The sequence below is a fragment of the Corynebacterium incognita genome (genome assembly GCF_014217255.1).
GTDB classification, from domain to species: domain Bacteria; phylum Actinomycetota; class Actinomycetes; order Mycobacteriales; family Mycobacteriaceae; genus Corynebacterium; species Corynebacterium incognitum.
This window is the reverse complement of the sequence record NZ_CP059404.1, coordinates 1,210,026-1,230,071: the sequence shown is the minus strand read 5'-3', so window position 1 is coordinate 1,230,071 and position 20,046 is coordinate 1,210,026. Positions and strand designations below refer to the sequence as shown.

Sequence of the window (20,046 nt, the reverse complement as noted above, 5' to 3'; positions counted from 1 at the left end):
GCCTAGGAGCTTACCTTCGCCGCATACCAGGAACACATTAAGAGCTGGACCTGGTGATAGATCATGAGCGGGAGGATAAACACGCCCACTCCCCCGCCGAAGATGACCGCCGCCATTGGTAGCCCCGTGGCAAGCGACTTCTTTGAGCCACAAAACTGAATCGCACGCGTATCGGAAAGTGCGAATCCAAGCCGGCGCCCGGTCTCCTTAGTGAGCCACAGCATGAAAGCAACTAATACGATCGCACATGCCACAAGGAAGACAAGGTGAGTAAGTTTCACCGACGACCAGACCCCGTTAATCATTCCCTCGGAGAAGGCGGTGTAAACCACCAGGGCGATGGAGCCGCGGTCGACAATCTTGGTCACCTTTGACTGTGCGATGGGTGCGGTCCACTTTCGGGTGAGCTGGCCCAAGAGGAACGGCGCAAGTAGAAGTGTGGAGATCTCGACGAATACGCTCGCATCGATTGCCGCCGCGCGGTTCATCAACGCCATGACCAGGACCGGGGTTGCCAGAACGCCGACGAGGTTGCTTAACGACGCCGAGACAATCGCTCCGGCGACGTTGCCCTTCGCGATGGACGTAAACGCCACCGAGGATTGAACTGTCGAGGGTACGAGGCAGAGGTAGAGGATCCCGAGGTAGATGTCTTCACCAACCCAGGCCGAAATGGGCCTTAACGCGATTCCGATGATCGGGTACAAGCCGAACGTAAATGCCAAGATTGTTGCATGCAGTTTCCAATGCTTGAGGCCTTGGAGCGCCTCCGTCGTGGATAAGCGTGCGCCGTACAAGTAGAACAGCAAGGCGATGCCGAGGTTGGTGATGATGCCGAAGAATTGGGCGTCGGACGGGAATGCGATGGCGAGGCCGACCGCCGCGAGGATGCAGACGATAAGCGGATCTAGGCGCTTCATACTTCGACGTTGTCACCGGCGTCGCGAAGCTCGAAGGTCTCTAGCGGTTTCGTACCGGGGCCTTCGATGACCGAGCCGTCGGAAAGCTTGTAGGAAGTGTAGTGCGAGGTGCACGTAGCTACATCGCCCTCGATTTCGGTAATGAGGCTCCCTTGGTGCGGGCAGGTTTGGGAGTAGGCCTTGAATTCGCCTTCGGTGGGTTGAGCGAAAATGATTTTGTCAATGATGACGGCGGAGCCCACCGGAATTTCAGTTTTTGCAATCGAAGCCGAAGCTTCCTTACCGCACGCGGCGAGATAGGCACCCGCAAGTGTGGTGGCGGACCCAAGTAGGAACATTCTTCTGGAACATGTCATGCTCCTGATTCTAGCGTTTCACGTGAAACATTATGCGTCACTGTAACGTTTTAGCGAAGCCTGTCAGTGTGGACTGCCAAACGTCCTTGACGTTTTGTCGGGCGTCATGATCTGGGAGCTTTGAATGTTGAACTCCGATTTTTGATTTCCCGCCACCGTCGCTGACGTTGATGGTGATTTTGGTTCCGTCGGTGACATCCGCTCGCCAGTAGCGCCACTTCTCGGTGGCGGAGGTTGTCGGCTCCTCGATATCGAAGGGGCACTTCGTCGCCAAGAACTCAGCAAGAGCGTCAAAGACTTCGGTCCAGACTCCAGGAACTGTTTTGCTCGTGGAGGCGTTGATATCTCCGGTGCATGACTCCCCTACTTTTCGTCGCCCAATACGACGTTCGATCTCCACAGCGATTCCTTGCGCCCACCATGGGGTAGCCCCAGCTTCAACGGCAGCTTGTGCCATCTCTTTGTGCGACAGCTCAGCGGGAATGAGGCGCATCCACTCTTCCAGAGATTTGCCCGTGGCCCGGGAGAATTTATCAGCCATTGTCGGCGGTCTTTGCTGCCTGACGGAGTGCGCCGAGGTCTACCTTCGGCTTGTCGTCGAAAAGATAAGCCGCGCGTGCTCCCAAGTTCGAACCCACTGAAACGACCAATACTGCCACGACGACCGAAATGACCGGAATCGCCCACATCCAGCCCTCAGCTACCAGCGCCACGAGGCCGCCAAAGACCAGCGAGATGCCCGCGAGCGCCCAGAAAGGTCCGGCGACCGCGTGCGCGTGATCCCACGCTTTTTTGGACTTGCGAAGCTCCACGAGGCGGAGTCCGATGTAAGCGTTGCCGGGGAGACGTCGGAAAGCGGCGAGGCCACCCACCACGAGGAGAACGGTGGCAAAGATGAGGAGGACGATCCCGATAGCTAGCATGGATACCATCCTATTCCCCACCCTTTAGAAAAGGAAGACGACCCTTGTTCAAGAATCCGTCGCTGCTCACCAAGATCATCATCGCGGTTATCGCGGGAGCACTGTGCAGTCAGTTTTTCCCCGAGTGGTTGGGCCGAGTCTTCGCAACGATTAATGGGCTGTTTTCCGGGTTCCTGAACTTCTTTGTTCCAGTGCTCATATTTGCGTTGATTGCTCCCGCGATTGCGAAGCTGGGCAAGGGGGCGGGGAGGCTGCTTGGGCTGACAGTTGGGCTGTCGTACGGCTCCACCATCATCGCAGGCTTACTCGCGTATGCCCTATCTGTGTGGCTGTACCCCATGCTTCTCGACGGCGCGACCATGGCCGGCAGCATTGCGGACATCGAGGAAGGCGCTTTGTCACCGTATTTCTCGGTGGAGATGGCTCCTCCCTTTGAAGTGATGACGGCGTTGTTGCTGTCGTTCTGTATCGGCATGGCTATGACCGTGGTCAAAACGGATGTGCTGTACCGCGGGGCGGTGGAACTGGAACAGGTGGTCATCAAGATCATCTGGAGCTTCGTGGTTCCGCTGCTGCCGATCTATATCTTCGGAATGTTCGTGACACTGGGCATGAATGGCAATATCGGCTCGGTGCTGTCGTCGTTTACCAAGGTCCTTACACTCGCGGTCGTTTCCACGCTGGTCTATCTGTTTGTCCAGTACCTTGTTGCTGGGGCTGTGGCCGGCGTCAATCCATTCAAGGCCCTGCGTACCATGTCGCCGGCGTACTTCACCGCGCTGGGTACCTCGTCGTCCGCCGCGTCCATTCCCATTTCCCGCGAAGCGGCGCTGAAGAATGGGGTGTCTGAGGAAGTAGCCGGCTTTGTGATCCCGCTGTGCGCGACCATTCACCTGTCGGGGTCGATGATTAAGCTCATGCTCTACGCCTTCGCCCTGACCTTTATGACTGGCATGGACGTGCCCACCTCAAAGGCATTGGGTTTCATGTTCCTGCTCGCCATTACCATGATCGCGGCACCGGGCGTGCCGGGTGGCGCGGTCATGGTAGCCACCGGCCTGCTGTCGGAGATGATGGGCTTCGACGACTCCATGGTTGCGCTGATGATCGCCGCCTATATCGCCATTGACTCCGTGGGCACCGCCGCCAACGTCACTGGCGACGGCGCCATCGCACTCATCGTGGATAAGTTTGCGCCTTCATTGCGGAAACAAACTGCGCCAGCTCACCCCGCTGAGTAGCCTCAATCACTGCGGAACCGCAGATCACGCCATCGGCGCCCGCGTCCAGCGCGGCGCGGACGTCGTCAGGCGTGGAGATGCCGAAGCCCACGAGTACCGGAATGTCGAACTGCGGCACCCGGGCGGTGGGCTTTTTGTCTGTCCCGGTGACGCCATCTCGGGACACAGCGTAGACGTAGCCGCGCGCGACGCGCGCGATGTTGGCGAGAGTATTCTCATCTGCATTGGCCGGTGCGATAAAGATGGGGTCGATGTTTTGTGCCCGCTCGAGGATGATGGCGGATTCTCGGACGGGGATGTCGGGTATCAAAATTGAGTCGGCGCCCGCCTCCGCGAAGTCCTCGTAGAGGGTGTCGCGCGCGAACATGATGTTGCCGTAGATGAGCATGCCGATGGGGGTGTCCGGAAATTCCGCTCGGATCTGGCGAACGATGTCCAGGCAGTCGTTGACGGTCGTTCCCGCGGCGCGCAGGCTGGCCGCCTGGATGACGGGGCCGTCTGCCACCGGGTCGGAGAACGGGACGCCGAGCTCGAGAGCGTCGGCACCCGCGTTAATGGCTGTGCGGGCGTGGGCGACAGTATCACCGTCTCCGCACATGAGGAACGGAACGAAGGCGCGGTGTAGGAACTTGTTGCGGGTCATTACTTCTCCAAGCTTCGGATGTAGTCGATGTCTTTGTCGCCGCGCCCGGACAGGCATACTAGGAAGGTCTTGTCTTCGTCTTTGTGGGCGAGCGCGTAGGCCAGGGCGTGGGAGGATTCTAGGGCGGGGATGATTCCCTCTTCCCGAGCGAGGTGCTTAAAGGCGGCGAGAGCCTCGTCGTCGGTGACCGGCACGTACGTCGCGCGCCCGGTCTGCGCCAGGTGGGAGTGCTGGGGCCCGACGCCCGGGTAGTCCAGGCCGGCGGAGATCGAGTGGCTCTCGTTGATCTGGCCCTCCGCGCTGCGCATGAGGTAGGACTTGGAGCCGTGGAGGATCCCGATCGTGCCATTGTTGATGGTGGCGCCGTGCTTGATGCCGTCGCCGCCGGGTTCGCAGCCCACCAGCTCCACGTCTTCGTCGATGAACTCCGCGAACATTCCGATGGCGTTGGACCCTCCGCCCACGGCGGCTACGACGACGTCGGGAAGTTCGGTCATTTGCGCTTTCGCCTCCTTGGAGATGACGCGGTGGAACTCCCGGACGATGGTCGGGAATGGGTGGGGGCCTGCCGCCGTGCCCAGGAGGTAGTGGCTGGTGTGGAAGGTCGCGGTCCAGTCGCGTAGCGCCTCGTTGACGGCGTCCTTGAGCGAGGCGGAGCCAGAGTCAACGGCGATGACCTTGGCACCCATGAGTTCCATGCGGTACACGTTGGGCTGCTGCCTGGCGACGTCCTTGGCGCCCATGTAGATGACGCATTCCAGGTCTAGCAATGCGCAGGCGAGCGCCGTGGCGGTGCCGTGCTGGCCCGCGCCAGTCTCCGCGATGATGCGCGTTTTGCCCATGCGCTTCGCTAGGAGCGCCTGGCCCAAGACCTGGTTGGTCTTGTGCGCGCCGCCGTGGACGAGGTCTTCTCGTTTGAGGAAGATGCGGGCCTTGCCGCCGGAGTTGATTTCAGTGATCGGCGTGGGGCGGCCCAGGTAGTTCTTGAGGGGCCCGTTGAGTTCCTCGTTGAAGGCGGGGTCGTTCTGGGCGTCGACGAACGCGGCCTCCAGCTCGTCGAGCGCCGGGATCAGCGCTTCGGGAACGAACTGTCCGCCGAATTCGCCGAAGTATGCGGGGAGGAGTGTCTCAGACATATTTGTGGTTCCTTATTGTGTGAAATGCTTGGGCGAGTTTGTGTGGGTCTTTGACCCCGTTGGTTTCGAAGCCGGAGTTGAGGTCCAGGCCCCGCGTGCCGACGTCCAGAGCCGCGGCGAGGTTGTCGTTGTTGAGACCCCCGGCGAGGAGGACGTGCGGAGCAAGGTCTTTCGGGATGGTGGACCAGTCGAAGGTCTTACCGGACCCTCCCCCGTTGTCGAGGACGTCGGTGCCCACGTGCCAGTTGGTGATGCCGGGGACTGCCTTCGCGTCGTCGTGAAGCTGGACGGCGTGGAGGCCGGAGAGTTCCGGGATGGTGGTGCGGGTGACCGCCACCCAGTCGAGGCCGGGTTCGCTGGCCATGATGCTTTCGGCTGTTTCACGTGAAACATAGCGGGGACTGTTGGGGTCGAAGATGAGCCCGCCGTAGAGTGCCCCAGCAGCCCGCGCCGCTTGCGCGGCGTCCGGTGTGGTGAGGCCGCAGACTTTATTCTCCCCGTAGACCAGGGCGCGGCATGCGCGATCGATATCTGTCTGAGAGGTCAGCTGGGCACCGACGAGGAAAGCGTTCGCGGGTGAGCGCCGGACGTCGTGGTGCGTGGCGATGCCAGACTCAGAGACCACAACGCGGTCGGCGGGGATGAGCGGGAAGAGCCGCTCGGTGCGCGTCAAGTCCACGGTGAGATCGTGGAGATTTCGGTTGTTAATCCCAATGATGGGCGCGCCGAGGCGCACCGCGCGCTTAATCTCCTCCTCGTTGATCACTTCCGTGAGGATGTCCAGGTTGAGCTCGTGGGCGACGTCGGCAAGCCGGTTGTACTCCCGGTCGTCCAGGACGGAGAGCATGAGCAAAATCGCGTCGGCGCCGTAGTAACGCGCCGCGCGCACCTGGCTTTCCTCAGTGATGAAGTCCTTGCACAGCACCGGCAGGTGCGTCGACAGCGCAACCGTCTGCAAGTGGGCGTAGGAACCGTGGAAATAGTCCGGCTCGCACAGCACGGAGATCGCGGCGGCGTAGCGTGAGTAGACGCGTGCGATGTCCCCGGGCCGGTAGTCCTCGCGCATCACGCCCTTCGACGGCGACGCGGCCTTGCACTCCATGATGAAGCGGTTGGTGCCTCGGAGGGCGTCGGCCAGGGAGCGTGTGGAGGGCGCGGCGGGGCCGTACTCGATGTGGTGCGTGCGGCGGTTGGCCACAATCTCATGAAGAATGGTCGCCATAGTTGGCCTCCTCGTGTCGAGTGATCCATGACAGCACGGTGCCGTCATCGAGCAAGTCGGCTGCGGCATCGGTTCCGGTGGAGAAATCCGCGGCCCTTCCGGTGAGATAGAACAGTGCGCCCGCGGTGGCGGCGAGGGAGTCGCGGTGCGCGGGGGCGCCCTCCCCGCGAAAGACGGCACGAATGAGGTCCGCATTCGCCGCGCCATCTCCGCCGCGCAGCTCCTCCAGGGCGTGCGTGGCGACGCCCAGATCGGCGGGCGTGAGCTGGTAGTGCGCGATGGCCCCGTCCTTGAGCTCCCAGACGTCGGTGGACCCATGCACCGCGATCTCGTCAGTGCCGGCGCCGTGGACCACGAGGGCACGGTCCCGGCCTAGGTCGCGGAAGACTTCCGCGATGAGTCGGCCGTGGGCGGGATTGGCGATACCCATGAGCTGGAACTGTGGCCGCGCCGGGGACAGGATGGGCCCCAGGGTATTGAAAATGGTGGGCATCTTGAGTGCACGGCGCACCGGCATGACGTGGGCGACGGCAGGGTGATAGGCCGGCGCGAAGAGGAACGTGAAGTTCGCGGCGTTGAACTGCGCGACCGCGCGGTCGATGTCCAGATCGAGGGGGATGCCCAAAGCTTCGAGCACGTCCGCCGAGCCGGACTTCGAGGAGACGCTGCGGTTGCCGCACTTGACCACCGGCACTCCCCCGGCGGCGGCGATAAGGGACCCTCCGGTGGAGATATTAATGGTGTTCGCGCCGTCACCCCCGGTGCCCGCCGTGTCGACGATGCCGTCGCCCGTGATGGGGAATGCACGAGAGGCGTCGATGAAGGCGTGGGCCGCCCCGGCGATGTCTGCGAAGGTCTCCCCGCGGGTGCGGATGGCGGCAAGCAGCGCGGCGATGTGCACGTCGTCGTATTCACCGTTGGTCAGCGGGTAGAACACCTCGTAGACCTCGTCGACGGTCGGTGCGGGGTTGTCCATGAAGTCGAGAAAAGTTTTCATCGCACGACCTCCAACTCCGGGGCGATAGCGTGCAGGACCGCGGAGGCCTTGTGGAAGGTCTCATCCGCCTCGCCCTGCGGGGTGGAGTCGGCCACTACGCCGGCCCCCGCCGCGACGTGTGCGACGTCGTCCTTGATGAATGCGCTGCGGATGATGATCGCGGTGTCCATCGTGCCGTCGGGCTCGAAGTAGCCCACTGCCCCGCCGAAGGAGCCGCGGCGGTGCTTCTCGACGTCCCGAATCAGTTGCGCGGCGCGCGGCTTGGGCGCCCCGGTGAGGGTGCCCATGGTCATGCAGGCGCGGTAGGCGTCGAAGGCGTCGAGGCCGGGGCGCAGCGTGCCCGTCACTGCGGAGACGAGGTGCATGACGCGCGAGTAGCGGTCCACGTTAAGGACGCGAGGAACGCGGAGATCGTCGGCGATCGCGCCGAGGTCCTCGCGCGCGAGGTCGATGAGCATGACGTGCTCGGCGAGTTCCTTCGCGTTAGTGCGCAGGTCGCGCTCGTTGAGGTAGTCCTCGTCCGGGGTCGCGCCACGAGGACGAGTGCCGGCGATCGGACTGATCCGAATTTCGCGGTTGTCTGCGTTGAAGCGGAGGTTTGATTCCGGCGAGGAGCCGATGAGGTCGTAGTCCTCGCCGCGAAGATAGAACAGATAAGGGCTCGGATTGGACTCCTTGAGGCGCCGGTACGCGGCGAGCGCATCGGGGCACTCGACGGAGAAATAGCGGGACGGGACCACTTGGTCAATTTCTTTCGCCGCGATGTGCTCCTGGAGCTTTTCGACGTCCCTGCGGAACTCGGCGTCGGCTTTGCTCGCGGTGGCGGTGCGCGGGACGTCGGGCGCGGCGACCGGCTGTGGCCGGGGGTTCGGCAGGGTGGAGTGGGTGGTGATGGTGGCGGTCTTCTTCGCATGGTCGACGCGAAGCAGGATTTCGGGCACGAAGAACTCGTAGTCCGGGAAGGTATCGTGAGCCGCGGGCAGGGGCTCCGCCTCAAAGTCATAGGCGAAGGCGCCGACGAGGAGGTGGCCCATGTCGCGGATCTCGCGTAGAACGTCAATCGATGTTTCACGTGAAACATGGGCTTTGATGTCCCTACCCGTCTCGGTGAAGGCAGTGAGCGTCACCTCGTTCCCATCGCAGCGCACGCGGAGTGCCGCCTTGAGCACGGCGAGGCTACGCGACTCCACGTCCGCTGTCTCCAGCAGGATGGAATTGTGCGGATCGGCGAAGCGGGCGAACTGCGACGCGACGTCGGGGGTGTACGGGATGTCCATTGTTATTCCTTTCACTGCGGGCACAGAGTCAGGAAAACGACAAAAGGCCCGCATAATTAGCGAGCCTTGGGTACAACTAAGAGCCCGCCGTTAAGCGAGCCACCACCAGTTGTTCTGAATACCCATGGTTTGGATAGTATTCCTTGCCGTTCTACTTTCGCAAGACTTTCGCGAAAAATTGCTGGATTTCATTCGTGGAGTTGAGCGGGAAGACGCCGCCGACGTACTGGTCAGGGCGGACGACCACCACCGCGCCGTCGCGGGAGATGCCGCGAGCGTCAAAGATGTCCTCGCCCTCGATAGCGGCCCAGACCTGCTCCCACGCGGGGATGTTCAGCTTGCCGACCTTGGGGCGGAAGAGCTCCGGCGCATCCAGCACCTCGAAGGAGCGATAGGGCTGCTGGTAGATGACGCGGGCGTCGACAAGCTCGGGATCGACGTGCATGTTTTCTGCCCATGCCTGGAGCGCCTCGGTGCTCTCATCGGCGAACACATACACGCGCCAGCGACCGTCCGCCGTGTGTTCGTGTCCTAGGTGCAGCGTGCGGGCGTCGCAACGGCGCATCGCGCGGTAGGACTTAAAGCGGCGACCCACCGGGAATCCCGTGGCCAGGTCTTGGTGGTCGCGGTGGCCCGTGACGAGGTTCTCCGAGTATTCGGTCATCATGCCCGCGGCGAACTCCTCCGCGGTGACGTAGTAGCGCTCCACCTCGCTGGGATCCGCCTGCGGGTCGGCCATGAGCGAGGACCACTCGCGGTCGAAGCTGATGAGGTTCGCGGCCGCTGGCTGACGCTCGTCGTGGTAGGTACGGAGCAGTTCCTCGGGGGCGCGGCCATCCAACACGTGCCCCAGCTTCCAGCCGATGTTGAAGCCATCCTGCATGGACACGTTCATGCCCTGCCCGGCCTTGGCGGAGTGGGTGTGGCAGGCGTCGCCGGTGAGGAAGACGCGGGGGTCTTCCTGCTCGTCGGTGAAACCGTCGACGAGGCGGTGACCGACCTCGTAGATGGAGTGCCACGCCACCTCTTTGACGTCAATCGAATACGGCGCGTAGATCTCGTTGGCCTTCTCGATGACGCGCTCCAACGGGGTGTCGCGGACGCCTTCGTAGGACTCCCCCAGGTCCACGTAAATGCGGCACAGGAAACCGCCCTCACGCGGAATGTGCAGGATGGAACCCGCTGCGGAATGGATCGCGCATTTGGTGCGCCAGTCCGGGAAATCAGTGTCCACCAGTGCGTCCATAACGCCCCAGGCGTGGTTGGCAGACTTGCCCTCCAGCTTGCGGCCAATAGACTTGCGCACCTTGGAACGCGCGCCATCGCAACCCACGACGTACTTGGCTTTGACGGTGCGTTCCGTTGTTCCATCTGTCACCGTGACGTGCACAGGGTATTCCTCTCCCCTGTTGACCTCGAGGGTGACGAATTCCCAGCCGTAGTCCGGCTCCATTCGCGAAGGCGAACGCTTCATGAACCGTGCGAAGTAATCGAGGACCCGGGCCTGGTTGACGATGAGGTGTGGGAACTCGGAGATCCCCTGTTCGTCGTCAAGCGGGCGGGGGCCGCGGACGATCGTGCCGTTGTCATTGGCCCAGAAGGACATCTCGGTGATCTCGAAGGCCTCGTCAATGATTTCATTGGCAAAGCCGAAAGCCTGGAAGGTTTCCACTGAACGGGACTGGATGCCATCGGCTTGTCCCAGGGGGAGGCGGCCTTCGCGCTTCTCGATGATGCGCGTGTGCACCGAGGGGAACATGGATAGCTGCGCTGCGGCGATCATGCCCGCGGGTCCGGAGCCCACGATGAGGACGTCCATGGTGTCGGGGAGCTCGGCGGGACGCGTGCCCTCGGCAGGCAGGACGCGCGGGTCTTCGGAAACGTAGCCGTTGTGGTGGAACAACATTAAGGGGGTCCCTCCTGGGTCAAAATATAATGATGGCAGTCACTGACAGCAATGCATGTGATCTATGACGCAATACTCGGAATCATATATGATGGCTCGGTCTGCGACAAGGGAAACTAGCTAAAAATAAATGGGCGGCGGGGCGCAGCGTCCGGGCTGAGGTCGGCCCCCTTCGTCTCGCGCAGGAGAAACGCGCAGGCAAAGCCGATGATGGAGGCGGTCACGAGGTAGCCACTGACCGCGAACGTGGAGCCCGTGGCGTCGACAAGCGCTGCGGCGATCATCGGGGCAAAGGCGCCACCCAGGATGGACCCCAGGGCGTAAGAAATGGAGACCCCCGAGGTGCGGATGGCGGCTGGGAACAGTTCCGCGTACATCGCTGATTGTGCGCCGTAGGTCATACCGAGGCCGAAGGTCAGCGGGAGGAGGGCGGCGTAGACCATCGCCAAGGAGCCGGTATTGACCAGGGGGAACAGCATAGCCGCGGAGATCGCCTGGGCGACGAAGCCAATGAGGTAGGTCCAGCGGCGGCCGATGAAGTCTGAGACGAAGCCCGCGAACAACGTAAACAGCATCCAGGTGGCGGCGGAGACCGTCACGGCGGTGAGGATATCGCCGCGATCAAAGGCGAGGCCCTCTGGGTTCGTGGTGTAGTTCTGGATGTAGCCACCGGTGGTCATGTAACCCACGGTGCCGTTACCGGCGAAGACCAGTGCCGCCGTGAGAACGAGGCCCCAGTGGCGCTTGAACAACACCGCCATCGGGTGAGGTGCTTCCTCGCGGTGCTCCAGCTCGGCAAACACGGGCGATTCGTCCACGCCCATACGGATGAAATAGCCCACCAACACCAGGACGATGGAAAACAGGAACGGGATCCGCCAGCCCCACTCCATGAAGGCGTCGCCAGGCGCGATTTTATCCATGATGGCGAGCACTCCCGACGACAGCAGCAGACCTGCGGGAACGCCCACCTGGGGGCCGGCGCCGAAGAGTCCGCGCTTATTGTTGGGAGCGTGTTCCACGGCCATCAAGACGGCGCCGCCCCACTCTCCGCCGGCGGAAATGCCCTGGATAATGCGCAGAACGATGAGCAGGATGGGAGCCCAGATGCCTGCGGTGTCATAGGTGGGCAAGAGGCCAATGAGGGTGGTCGCGCCACCCATGGCGAACAGGGTGACCATCAAGATGACGCGACGGCCGTACTTATCGCCACAATGTCCGGCCAAAAAAGCGCCGAGAGGGCGGAATAGGAAGGATAAGCCCACCGAGAGGAAGGAGACGACCGTGGCGAGACCGGCGTCGAGCGGGCCGAACATCAGCTTGTTAAACACCAGGCCGGCGACTGCGGCGTACAGGAAGTAGTCGTACCACTCGATGGCGGTACCGATGGTCGTCGCGGCGACTACGCGGCGACGTTCCTTCATGGTGACGGGGGCAGTGGACATGAGATCCTCTCTCCGGGGTTAAAGCGAGTGGCCTGCAACAGCATGGCGCACATTTGTGAACTGAACCACTTGCGGGTCTGAGGGGAATCATATACGATGTGGTCAAGATTTTCCGTCATTCTGCAAGGAGAACCCGTAGTGAGTCCCCTTCCCCAGCAACCAGGCAAGATCATCGCGGTGCACGTGGCCTTCGAGTCGCGCGCAGCGCAACGTGGCCGTCGGCCCAAGCTACCGTCCTACTTCATGAAGGCCACCAGCTCCCTCGCCGGGAGTGGACAGGTGGTTCGTCCGGCGGGTACCGAGCTGCTCGCCTTCGAGGGCGAGATCGCACTCGTCATCGGAAAGGAGGCCAAGAACGTCTCCCTCGCGGACGCGTGGGACTACGTCTCTCACGTCACCGCCTCCAACGATCTCGGGCTCTATGACTACCGTGCTCAGGACAAGGGCAGTAACACCCGTTCAAAGTCACGTGACGGTTATACCCCGGTGGGCCCGGAGCTTCTCGACGCCCGCGAGATCGATCCCCGCGGCCTTCGGCTGCGCACGTGGGTCAACGGCGAACTCGTCCAGGAGGGCACCACGTCGGATGAGGATCTGATTTTCCCGCTCGCACAATTCGTTGCCGACCTCTCCCAGCACATGACCCTCGAGCCTGGCGACCTCATTCTTACGGGTACCCCGGCCGGTTCCACGGTCGTGGAACCCGGCGACATGGTCGAGGTGGAGGTCGACGTGCCCGGCGGGCTGTCGACAGGCAAGCTTCGCACCGAGGTTGTGGAGGGGCCCGGGGATTTTGACGGGGCCGTCGGCATGCTCCCCAAGGTGGACGACAAACAGCGTGAGGACGCCTACGGCTACTCCACCAATAATGGACTTGACCCACAGTTGCTCGAGGATCTCAAGAAGGCGCCTACCGCAGGACTCAGTGCGCAGCTGATGAAGCGCGGTATCAAGCAGTGCGTCATCGAAGGCGTATACCCCCAGACCCCCGGCACGAAGCTCGTGGGGACCGCGCGGACGCTGCGCTTCCTTCCCCTGCGCGAGGATCTGTTCAAGACCCACGGCGGCGGCTTCAACGCCCAGAAGAAGGTCTTCGACTCCGTGGCGGAGGGCGAGGTCATCGTGATCGAGGCGCGCGGTGAACGCAACGCGGGCACGCTCGGCGACATCCTTGCGTTGCGGGCTAAGACCCGGGGCGCGGCCGGCGTGGTGACCGACGGCGCGGTGCGCGACTACGAGGCCGTCAAGGAGATCGGCCTGCCCGTGTTCACCCAGGGCCCGCACCCGTGCGTGCTCGGCCGCAAGAACGTGCCATGGGAGTCCGACGTCGCGGTGGCCTGCGGTAACGCCGCCGTCATCCCGGGCGACGTCATCGTCGGCGACGACGACGGCGTGGTCGTTATCCCCCGCGACATCGTCGCGGACGTCGTGGCGGACACTCTGGCAAAAGAACATGAGGACGAGTGGGTGGCCGAGCAGGTGGCCAATGGCGCCAGCCTCGACGGCATGTTCCCGCCCACCGGCGCGAACCGGGAGGCGTATGAACGCACGAAGGGAGGTGAATAGCCATCACAGCGTCTAAAGCGCAGCAGGCCTACGAATGGGCCCGGGAACGCATCCGGACCCGCGAGTACGAGCCCGGGCACCGCCTGGTCCTTGGGCACATCGCCGAGGAGCTGGGAATGTCCGTGGTTCCCGTCCGCGAGGCCATCCGGCAACTCGAGGCCGAGGGGCTCGTCACCTTTGAGCGCAACGTCGGCGCCCGGGTGACCGAGCACAACCGCCACGCGTACTTCGAAGCGATGGAGACCGTGGCGCTGCTCGAGGGCCGGGCCACGGCGCTGTCCGCCCCCTTGCTGCAACACGACGACCTCGAGACAGCGCGAACTATCAATAGCGAGATGGCCGGCCTGCTCGAGGACTTTGACCCCGTCCGATTCACCGAACTGAATAAGCAATTTCACAACACGTTGTTCGGCCAGTGCCCCAACGAACGCCTCACAGAGCTGCTGCTCGTGGAGTGGGAGCAACTGGAATACCACCGCGTCTCCACGTTCCGCTACGTCCCCGGACGGGCCGTGGAATCGGTGGCTGAACACCAACAACTCATCGACCTCATTGCCGCGCGCGCCGACGTCGACTACATCGAGACCATGGCACGCCGACACCGACTCACGACGTCGGAAAGCTACCGCGAACAACTCAACGAAGGAGAAACCTCATGAAGCCGCACGACCTGCCAGAAAAGATCCTGCACTACATCAACGGCGAGTTCGTCCCGTCCGAGGACGGCGAGTTCTTCGATGTCCTGGATCCCACCACCAACGAGACCTACATCCAGGCCGCCTCCGGTAAGCCCGCGGACATCGACAAGGCCGTGGCCGCCGCCAAGGACGCCTTCGAGAACGGCCCCTGGTCCACTATGCTGCCGCGGGAACGCGCCCGTGTGCTCAACAAGATTGCCGACACCGTGGAGTCGCGTCACGACGTCCTGGCGCAGTGGGAGTCCTTCGACTCCGGCCTCCCTATCACGCAGGCGAAAGGCCAGGCCAAGCGCGCCGCGGAGAATTTCCGTTTCTTCGCCGACCTCATCGTCGCGCAGACCGACGACGCCTTCAAGGTTCCGGGCCGCCAGATCAACTACGTGAACCGCAAGCCGATCGGCGTCGCTGGCCTCATCACCCCGTGGAACACCCCGTTCATGCTGGAGTCGTGGAAGCTGGCTCCCGCCATTGCCACCGGCAACTCCGTGGTGCTCAAGCCCGCTGAGTTCACCCCGCTGACCGCGCAGCTGTGGGCCGGTATTTTCGAGGAAGCCGGTCTGCCGAAGGGCGTGTTCAACCTGGTCAACGGCTTTGGCGAGGAGGGCTTCGCAGGCGATCCGCTGGTCAAGCACCCGGACGTGCCGCTGATTTCGTTTACCGGTGAGTCCCGCACCGGCCAGATCATCTTCGCTAACGCCGCGCCGCACCTCAAGGGCCTGTCCATGGAGCTCGGTGGCAAGTCCCCGGCTATCGTGTTCGACGACGCTGATCTGGAGACCGCCATCGACGCCTGCATCTTCGGCGTCTTCTCGCTCAACGGCGAGCGCTGCACCGCCGGCTCCCGTATCTTGGTCCAGCGTGGCATCTACGACGAGTTCGTGGAGCGCTACGCCGCGCAGGCCAAGCGCGTGAAGGTTGGTCTGCCTTCCGATGAGACCACCGAGGTCGGTGCCCTGGTGCACCCGGATCACTACGAGAAGGTGACCTCCTACATCGAGATTGGTAAGCAGGAGGCCACCCTGGCTGCCGGCGGCGAGCGCCCCGAGGGCTTCCCCGAGGGCAACTTCGTCCAGCCCACCGTCTTCGTGGACGTGAAGCCGGACGCGCGCATCTTCCAGGAAGAGATCTTCGGCCCCGTCGTGGCCATCACCCCGTTTGACACCGAGGAAGAGGCCCTGGAGCTGGCCAACAACACTAAGTACGGCCTGGCCGCCTACGTGTGGACCTCCAACCTGCAGCGCGCCCACAACTTCGCGCAGAACGTGGAGGCCGGCATGGTGTGGCTCAATTCCAATAACGTGCGTGACTTGCGCACCCCGTTCGGCGGAGTGAAGGCCTCCGGCCTCGGACACGAGGGTGGCTACCGCTCCATCGATTTCTACACCGACCAGCAGGCTGTGCACATCAACCTGGGCAAGGTCCACAACCCGGTCTTTGGCAAGCAGTCCTAATTCCCCTTCTCATACACAAGGAGTCTCCTCATGACTACCCCTGACATCCTGCGCTGCGCGTACATGGAGATCATCGTGACCGATCTGGCCACGTCCCGCGAGTTCTACGTGGACACCCTCGGCCTCGTGGTGACCGCCGAGGACGATGAAGCGATTTACCTGCGCACCTACGAAGAGTTCATCCACCACAACCTGGTGCTGCGCAAGGGCGAGACCCCGGCGGTGGCGGCGTTCGCTTTCCGCGTGCGATCCCCTGAGGACCTGGACGTGGCCGAGGAGTTCTACAAGGCCCGTGGCTGCGAGGTGCGCCGCAATAAGGAGGGCTTCGTGAAGGGCATTGGCGACTCCGTGCGCGTCATGGACCCGCTGGGCTTTCCGTACGAATTCTTCTACGAGGTGGAGCACCAACCCCGCTTGGCGTGGTCGTACGACGCGCACATCCCGGGCGCCCTGGTCCGCTTGGATCACTTCAACCAGATCACCCCGGACGTGCCGACGGCCGTCGGCTACATGGAGGACCTGGGCTTCCGCGTCACCGAGGACATCCGCGACGAGGAAGGCACCGTGTACGCGGCCTGGATGCGTCGAAAGCCCACCGTGCACGACACCGCGATGACTGGCGGTGACGGCCCGCGTATGCACCACATCGCCTTCGCTACGCACGAGAAGCACAACATCATCGCCATCTGTGACAAGCTTGGTGCGCTGCGCCAGTCCGACGCCATCGAGCGTGGCCCAGGCCGCCACGGCGTGTCCAACGCCTACTACCTGTACCTGCGGGACCCGGACGGCCACCGCGTGGAGATCTACACCCAGGACTACTACACCGGCGACCCGGACAACCCGACCGTCACCTGGGACGTGCACGACAACCAGCGACGCGACTGGTGGGGCACCCCGGTCGTGCCGAGCTGGTACACCGATGGCTCCCGCGTGCTCGACCTGGACGGCAACCTGGTACCACTGGTCAGCCGCACTGACGCCTCCGAGATGGAGCAGACCATCGGCGCAGACGGCTTCTCCTACACCGTGGAGGGCGAGGAGATGCCAGACTGGAAGAAGGGCGAATACAAGCTGGGACACCAGCTCTAAACCCCATGTTTCACGTGAAACATCGAAAGAACTAGGAGCACCCCGTGTTGGACAACGAGCAACGCACCGCTATCGCTGACGAACTCGCGCGCGCCGAGGAGGAGCGGACCATGATCCCGCGCCTCACAGCGCGGTTCCCGGACATGACCGTCGAGGATTCTTACGCCGTGCAGGCCGAATGGGTCAAGCGTGGAGTCGAGGCTGGCCGACGCCTCGTCGGCCGCAAGATCGGCCTGACCTCCAAGGTGATGCAGGAGGCTACCGGAATCACCGAGCCGGATTACGGCGCCATCTTCGCGGACCAGGTCTACGAGAACGGTTCCGTCATCGACAGTTCGCTATTCTCCAACGTCCGCATTGAAGTTGAGCTTGCCTTCGTGCTGAAGGATGAGCTCGCGGGTCCCAACGTTTCCATCTTTGACGTGCTTAACGCCACCGACTACGTGGTCCCGGCGCTGGAGATCCTCTCCTCCCGGGTGGAGATGGAAGGCCGCACCATCGTGGACACCATCGCTGACAACGCCGCGCTGGGCGCCATGATCTACGGTGGCAACCCCGTCAAGCCCGACGCGGTGGACCTGCGCTGGGTGTCTGCTTTGCTCTACCGCAACGAGACCATCGAGGACACCGGCGTAGCCGCGGCCGTTCTCAACCATCCCGCTATGGGCGTGGCCTGGTTGGCCAACAAGCTGCACGCTCACGGCGACGCCCTCTCCCCCGGCGACATCATCCTCGCTGGTTCGTTCACCAAGCCGATGTGGGTCCACCCCGGCGACACCGTCCACGCCGATTACGGCGACCTAGGAGCCATCACATGCCGTTTCCGCTAAGCCTTCCCCAGACCTTTACCGAACGCCTGCGCGCCGACAACCCGGCCATCGGCATGTGGGTGAGCTCCGGATCCCCGGTGGCCGCGGAGATCGCGGCGTCGGCAGGCTTCCACTGGGTGCTTATCGACGCCGAGCACTCCCCCTACAGTCTGGAGACCGTGACCGCACTACTTCGTGCCACGGACGCCTACGACGCCACCCGTGTAGTTCGGCTCCCGGTCAACGACACGGTGCTCATCAAGCAGTACCTCGACCTGGGCGCTCAAAACTTGATGATCCCCATGGTCGACTCCGCCGAGGAAGCCGAGCAAGCCGTGCGCGCCATGCACTATCCCCCGCGCGGCGTGCGCGGCGTCGGCAGCGCCCTGGCGCGCTCCTCGCGCTGGAACGGGGTGCCCGACTACCTCACCACTGCCGCAGAGACCGTCAATCTCATCGTTCAAATCGAATCGGCGCAGGCAGTGGAGAACGCCCGTGACATCGTATCCGTCGACGGCGTGGACGCGGTGTTCATCGGTCCGTCGGACCTGGCAGCGTCGATGGGGTTCATCGGGCAGCAGACCCACCCGGACGTCCTCGCGGCCGTCGACAAGGCCATGCGCGCCGCCATCGACGCCGGCGTACCCGTGGGTGTCAACGCGTTCAACCAGGACCAGGCGCGCGCCTACCTGGACCAGGGCGCAGAGTTTGTCCTGGTGGGCGCCGACGTGCAGCTTCTCGCCTCCGGGGCGCGTAGTCTGGCGGATACATTCCTCAACTAAAGCACTTCATTTAAGGAGCACACGCGATGACCGCGAATATCACTGACGTCCTAGCGAAGGTGCCTACCGGCCTGCTCATCGGCAACGACTGGGTAGACACGGACGAGACCTTCGACGTGGAGAACCCGGCGACCGGGGAAACCCTTGCCACTCTCTCCTCCGGCGGGGAGAAGGAGGCGCTGGCCGCTCTCGACGCCGCTTGCGCGGTCCAAGACGAGTGGGCGCGGACGTCGCCACGCGAGCGCTCCAACATCCTGCGCCGCGCCTTCGAGCTGGTGCACGAGCGCGCTGAGGACTTTGCCACGCTCATGACCCTGGAGATGGGCAAGCCCCTGGCTGAGGCCCGCGGCGAGGTCACCTACGGCGCGGAGTACCTGCGTTGGTTCAGCGAGGAAGCCGTGCGCGACTACGGCCGCTCCGCCACCGTCCCGGAGGGCACGCTGCGCATGGTCACCCGCCGCAAGCCGGTGGGCCCCTGCTTGCTCATCACCCCGTGGAACTTCCCGCTGGCCATGGCCACCCGCAAGGTCGCCCCGGCCGTCGCGGCGGGCTGCACGATGGTGCTCAAGCCCGCGAAGCTGACTCCCCTGACGGCCCAGTACTTTGCGCAGACCATGCTGGACGCCGGGCTGCCCAAGGGCGTGCTCAACGTGGTATCCGGTACCTCGGCCTCGGCCATCTCCTCGCCACTCATGGCGGACTCTCGCCTGCGCAAGGTGTCCTTTACCGGTTCCACCCCGGTGGGCAAGACCCTCCTCAAGGCGGCTGCGGAGAACGTTCTGCGCACCTCCATGGAACTGGGCGGCAACGCGCCGTTCATCGTGTTTGAGGACGCCGACCTGGACCAGGCCGTCACTGGCGCGATGGGCGCGAAGATGCGCAACATCGGCGAGGCCTGCACGGCCGCGAACCGCTTTATCGTCCACGAGTCCGTGGCCGAGGAGTTCGCGCAGAAATTCGCGCAGAAGATCGGCGAACTCAAGCTGGGCAACGGCATGGATGAGACCGTGACCTGCGGCCCGCTGGTCGAAAAGTCCGCACAGGACAATGTGGCCGCGCTTGTCGACGACGCCGTGTCCAAGGGCGCTACCGCCATCATTGGCGGCGCCAAGGGTGACGGTGCGGGCTACTTCTACCAGCCCACCGTGCTGACCGGTGTGCCTCGCGACGCCCGCGTGGCTCAAGAGGAGATCTTCGGCCCCGTGGCCCCCATCCTCACCTTCTCCACGGAGGAAGAAGCACTGGAGATCGCTAACGACACCGAGTACGGTCTGGCCTCCTACGTGTTCACGGAGAACTCCGATCGTCTCTACCGCCTGGCCGACGGCCTGGAGTTCGGTCTCATGGGCTTCAACGCCGGCGTCATCTCCAACGCCGCCGCCCCCTTCGGCGGCGTCAAGCAGTCCGGCCTCGGCCGCGAAGGCGGCGCCGAAGGCCTGGACGAGTACACCACCGTCCAGTACATCGGCGTGCGGGATCCTTACGCAGAAAACTAGAGACAGCTGTGGCGTGTGCCACGCACTATGATGTATAGTGGCTCACTAAGTCACTATTGTGTTATCTGAACCACTCTAGATAAAAG

General features: G+C 63.2%; 19 protein-coding genes. 8 read left to right on the top strand and 11 right to left on the bottom strand.

The window, feature by feature from the left end; translation table 11 throughout:
• Positions 1-2: 2 nt before the first annotated feature.
• Genes H0194_RS05625 through H0194_RS05610 form a run of 4 tightly spaced genes read right to left on the bottom strand, consistent with a single transcriptional unit; the run spans position 3 to position 2,199 of the window.
• The gene (locus H0194_RS05625) at positions 3-920 is read right to left on the bottom strand and encodes a bile acid:sodium symporter family protein (RefSeq protein WP_185174992.1); all 918 of its coding nucleotides are present in this window, start codon (positions 918-920) and stop codon (positions 3-5) included.
• Positions 917-1,276, bottom strand: a complete 360-nt coding sequence (locus H0194_RS05620; RefSeq protein ID WP_246388800.1) for a Rieske (2Fe-2S) protein — start codon at positions 1,274-1,276, stop codon at positions 917-919. The genes H0194_RS05625 and H0194_RS05620 overlap by 4 nt, the downstream gene beginning before the upstream one ends.
• Before the next feature lie 37 nt (positions 1,277-1,313).
• Entirely contained in the window at positions 1,314-1,817 is a 504-nt protein-coding gene (locus H0194_RS05615) for a hypothetical protein (RefSeq protein ID WP_185174991.1), read from the bottom strand.
• On the bottom strand, positions 1,810-2,199 hold the full coding sequence (locus H0194_RS05610; protein WP_185174990.1) for an SdpI family protein: 390 nt from the start codon (positions 2,197-2,199) through the stop codon (positions 1,810-1,812). Before H0194_RS05610 ends, H0194_RS05615 begins: the two co-directional genes overlap by 8 nt.
• A 44-nt stretch (positions 2,200-2,243) precedes the next feature.
• On the opposite strand from H0194_RS05610, the gene H0194_RS05605 reads away from it, so the two are divergent.
• A complete protein-coding gene (locus H0194_RS05605) occupies positions 2,244-3,440 on the top strand; it encodes a dicarboxylate/amino acid:cation symporter (RefSeq protein ID WP_246388799.1) in 1,197 nt (398 codons plus the stop codon).
• Here the strand turns inward: H0194_RS05605 and trpA are convergent.
• The 7 genes from trpA to H0194_RS05570 all read right to left on the bottom strand — a co-directional run bounded on the left by trpA (position 3,376) and on the right by H0194_RS05570 (position 12,066).
• Positions 3,376-4,083, bottom strand: coding sequence for a tryptophan synthase subunit alpha (gene trpA, locus H0194_RS05600; RefSeq protein ID WP_185174989.1), 708 nt, complete (start codon positions 4,081-4,083; stop codon positions 3,376-3,378). The two genes, H0194_RS05605 and trpA, sit on opposite strands and share 65 nt — an antisense overlap.
• The gene (gene trpB / locus H0194_RS05595; protein ID WP_185174988.1) at positions 4,083-5,219 is read right to left on the bottom strand and encodes a tryptophan synthase subunit beta; all 1,137 of its coding nucleotides are present in this window, start codon (positions 5,217-5,219) and stop codon (positions 4,083-4,085) included. Before trpB ends, trpA begins: the two co-directional genes overlap by 1 nt.
• Complete coding sequence (gene trpCF, locus H0194_RS05590; RefSeq protein WP_246388796.1) at positions 5,212-6,441, bottom strand: bifunctional indole-3-glycerol-phosphate synthase TrpC/phosphoribosylanthranilate isomerase TrpF; 1,230 nt, start codon at positions 6,439-6,441, stop codon at positions 5,212-5,214. Before trpCF ends, trpB begins: the two co-directional genes overlap by 8 nt.
• The gene (gene trpD, locus H0194_RS05585; RefSeq protein WP_185174986.1) at positions 6,422-7,438 is read right to left on the bottom strand and encodes an anthranilate phosphoribosyltransferase; all 1,017 of its coding nucleotides are present in this window, start codon (positions 7,436-7,438) and stop codon (positions 6,422-6,424) included. Before trpD ends, trpCF begins: the two co-directional genes overlap by 20 nt.
• Positions 7,435-8,715, bottom strand: coding sequence for a chorismate-binding protein (locus H0194_RS05580; protein WP_246388793.1), 1,281 nt, complete (start codon positions 8,713-8,715; stop codon positions 7,435-7,437). Before H0194_RS05580 ends, trpD begins: the two co-directional genes overlap by 4 nt.
• A gap of 151 nt (positions 8,716-8,866) precedes the next feature.
• Complete coding sequence (locus H0194_RS05575; RefSeq protein ID WP_185174984.1) at positions 8,867-10,621, bottom strand: FAD-dependent monooxygenase; 1,755 nt, start codon at positions 10,619-10,621, stop codon at positions 8,867-8,869.
• Positions 10,622-10,737: 116 nt separating this feature from the next.
• Entirely contained in the window at positions 10,738-12,066 is a 1,329-nt protein-coding gene (locus H0194_RS05570; RefSeq protein ID WP_185174983.1) for an MFS transporter, read from the bottom strand.
• A gap of 96 nt (positions 12,067-12,162) precedes the next feature.
• On the opposite strand from H0194_RS05570, the gene H0194_RS05565 reads away from it, so the two are divergent.
• The 7 genes from H0194_RS05565 to H0194_RS05535 are packed head-to-tail and all read left to right on the top strand — an operon-like array spanning position 12,163 to position 19,960.
• Entirely contained in the window at positions 12,163-13,632 is a 1,470-nt protein-coding gene (locus tag H0194_RS05565; protein WP_185174982.1) for a fumarylacetoacetate hydrolase family protein, read from the top strand.
• Positions 13,629-14,291, top strand: a complete 663-nt coding sequence (locus H0194_RS05560; RefSeq protein ID WP_185176908.1) for a GntR family transcriptional regulator — start codon at positions 13,629-13,631, stop codon at positions 14,289-14,291. The genes H0194_RS05565 and H0194_RS05560 overlap by 4 nt, the downstream gene beginning before the upstream one ends.
• Positions 14,288-15,781 carry a 5-carboxymethyl-2-hydroxymuconate semialdehyde dehydrogenase gene (gene hpaE / locus H0194_RS05555; RefSeq protein ID WP_185174981.1) on the top strand — a complete coding sequence of 498 codons (1,494 nt, stop codon included), beginning with the start codon at positions 14,288-14,290 and terminating at the stop codon, positions 15,779-15,781. Before H0194_RS05560 ends, hpaE begins: the two co-directional genes overlap by 4 nt.
• Before the next feature lie 30 nt (positions 15,782-15,811).
• A complete protein-coding gene (gene hpaD / locus H0194_RS05550) occupies positions 15,812-16,873 on the top strand; it encodes a 3,4-dihydroxyphenylacetate 2,3-dioxygenase (protein WP_185174980.1) in 1,062 nt (353 codons plus the stop codon).
• 44 nt (positions 16,874-16,917) lie between these two features.
• Complete coding sequence (gene hpaH / locus H0194_RS05545; protein ID WP_185174979.1) at positions 16,918-17,703, top strand: 2-oxo-hept-4-ene-1,7-dioate hydratase; 786 nt, start codon at positions 16,918-16,920, stop codon at positions 17,701-17,703.
• A complete protein-coding gene (locus tag H0194_RS05540) occupies positions 17,688-18,464 on the top strand; it encodes an HpcH/HpaI aldolase family protein (RefSeq protein WP_185174978.1) in 777 nt (258 codons plus the stop codon). The genes hpaH and H0194_RS05540 overlap by 16 nt, the downstream gene beginning before the upstream one ends.
• Positions 18,465-18,490: 26 nt before the next feature.
• Positions 18,491-19,960, top strand: a complete 1,470-nt coding sequence (locus H0194_RS05535) for an NAD-dependent succinate-semialdehyde dehydrogenase (RefSeq protein ID WP_185174977.1) — start codon at positions 18,491-18,493, stop codon at positions 19,958-19,960.
• The last annotated feature ends 86 nt before the right edge of the window (positions 19,961-20,046 follow it).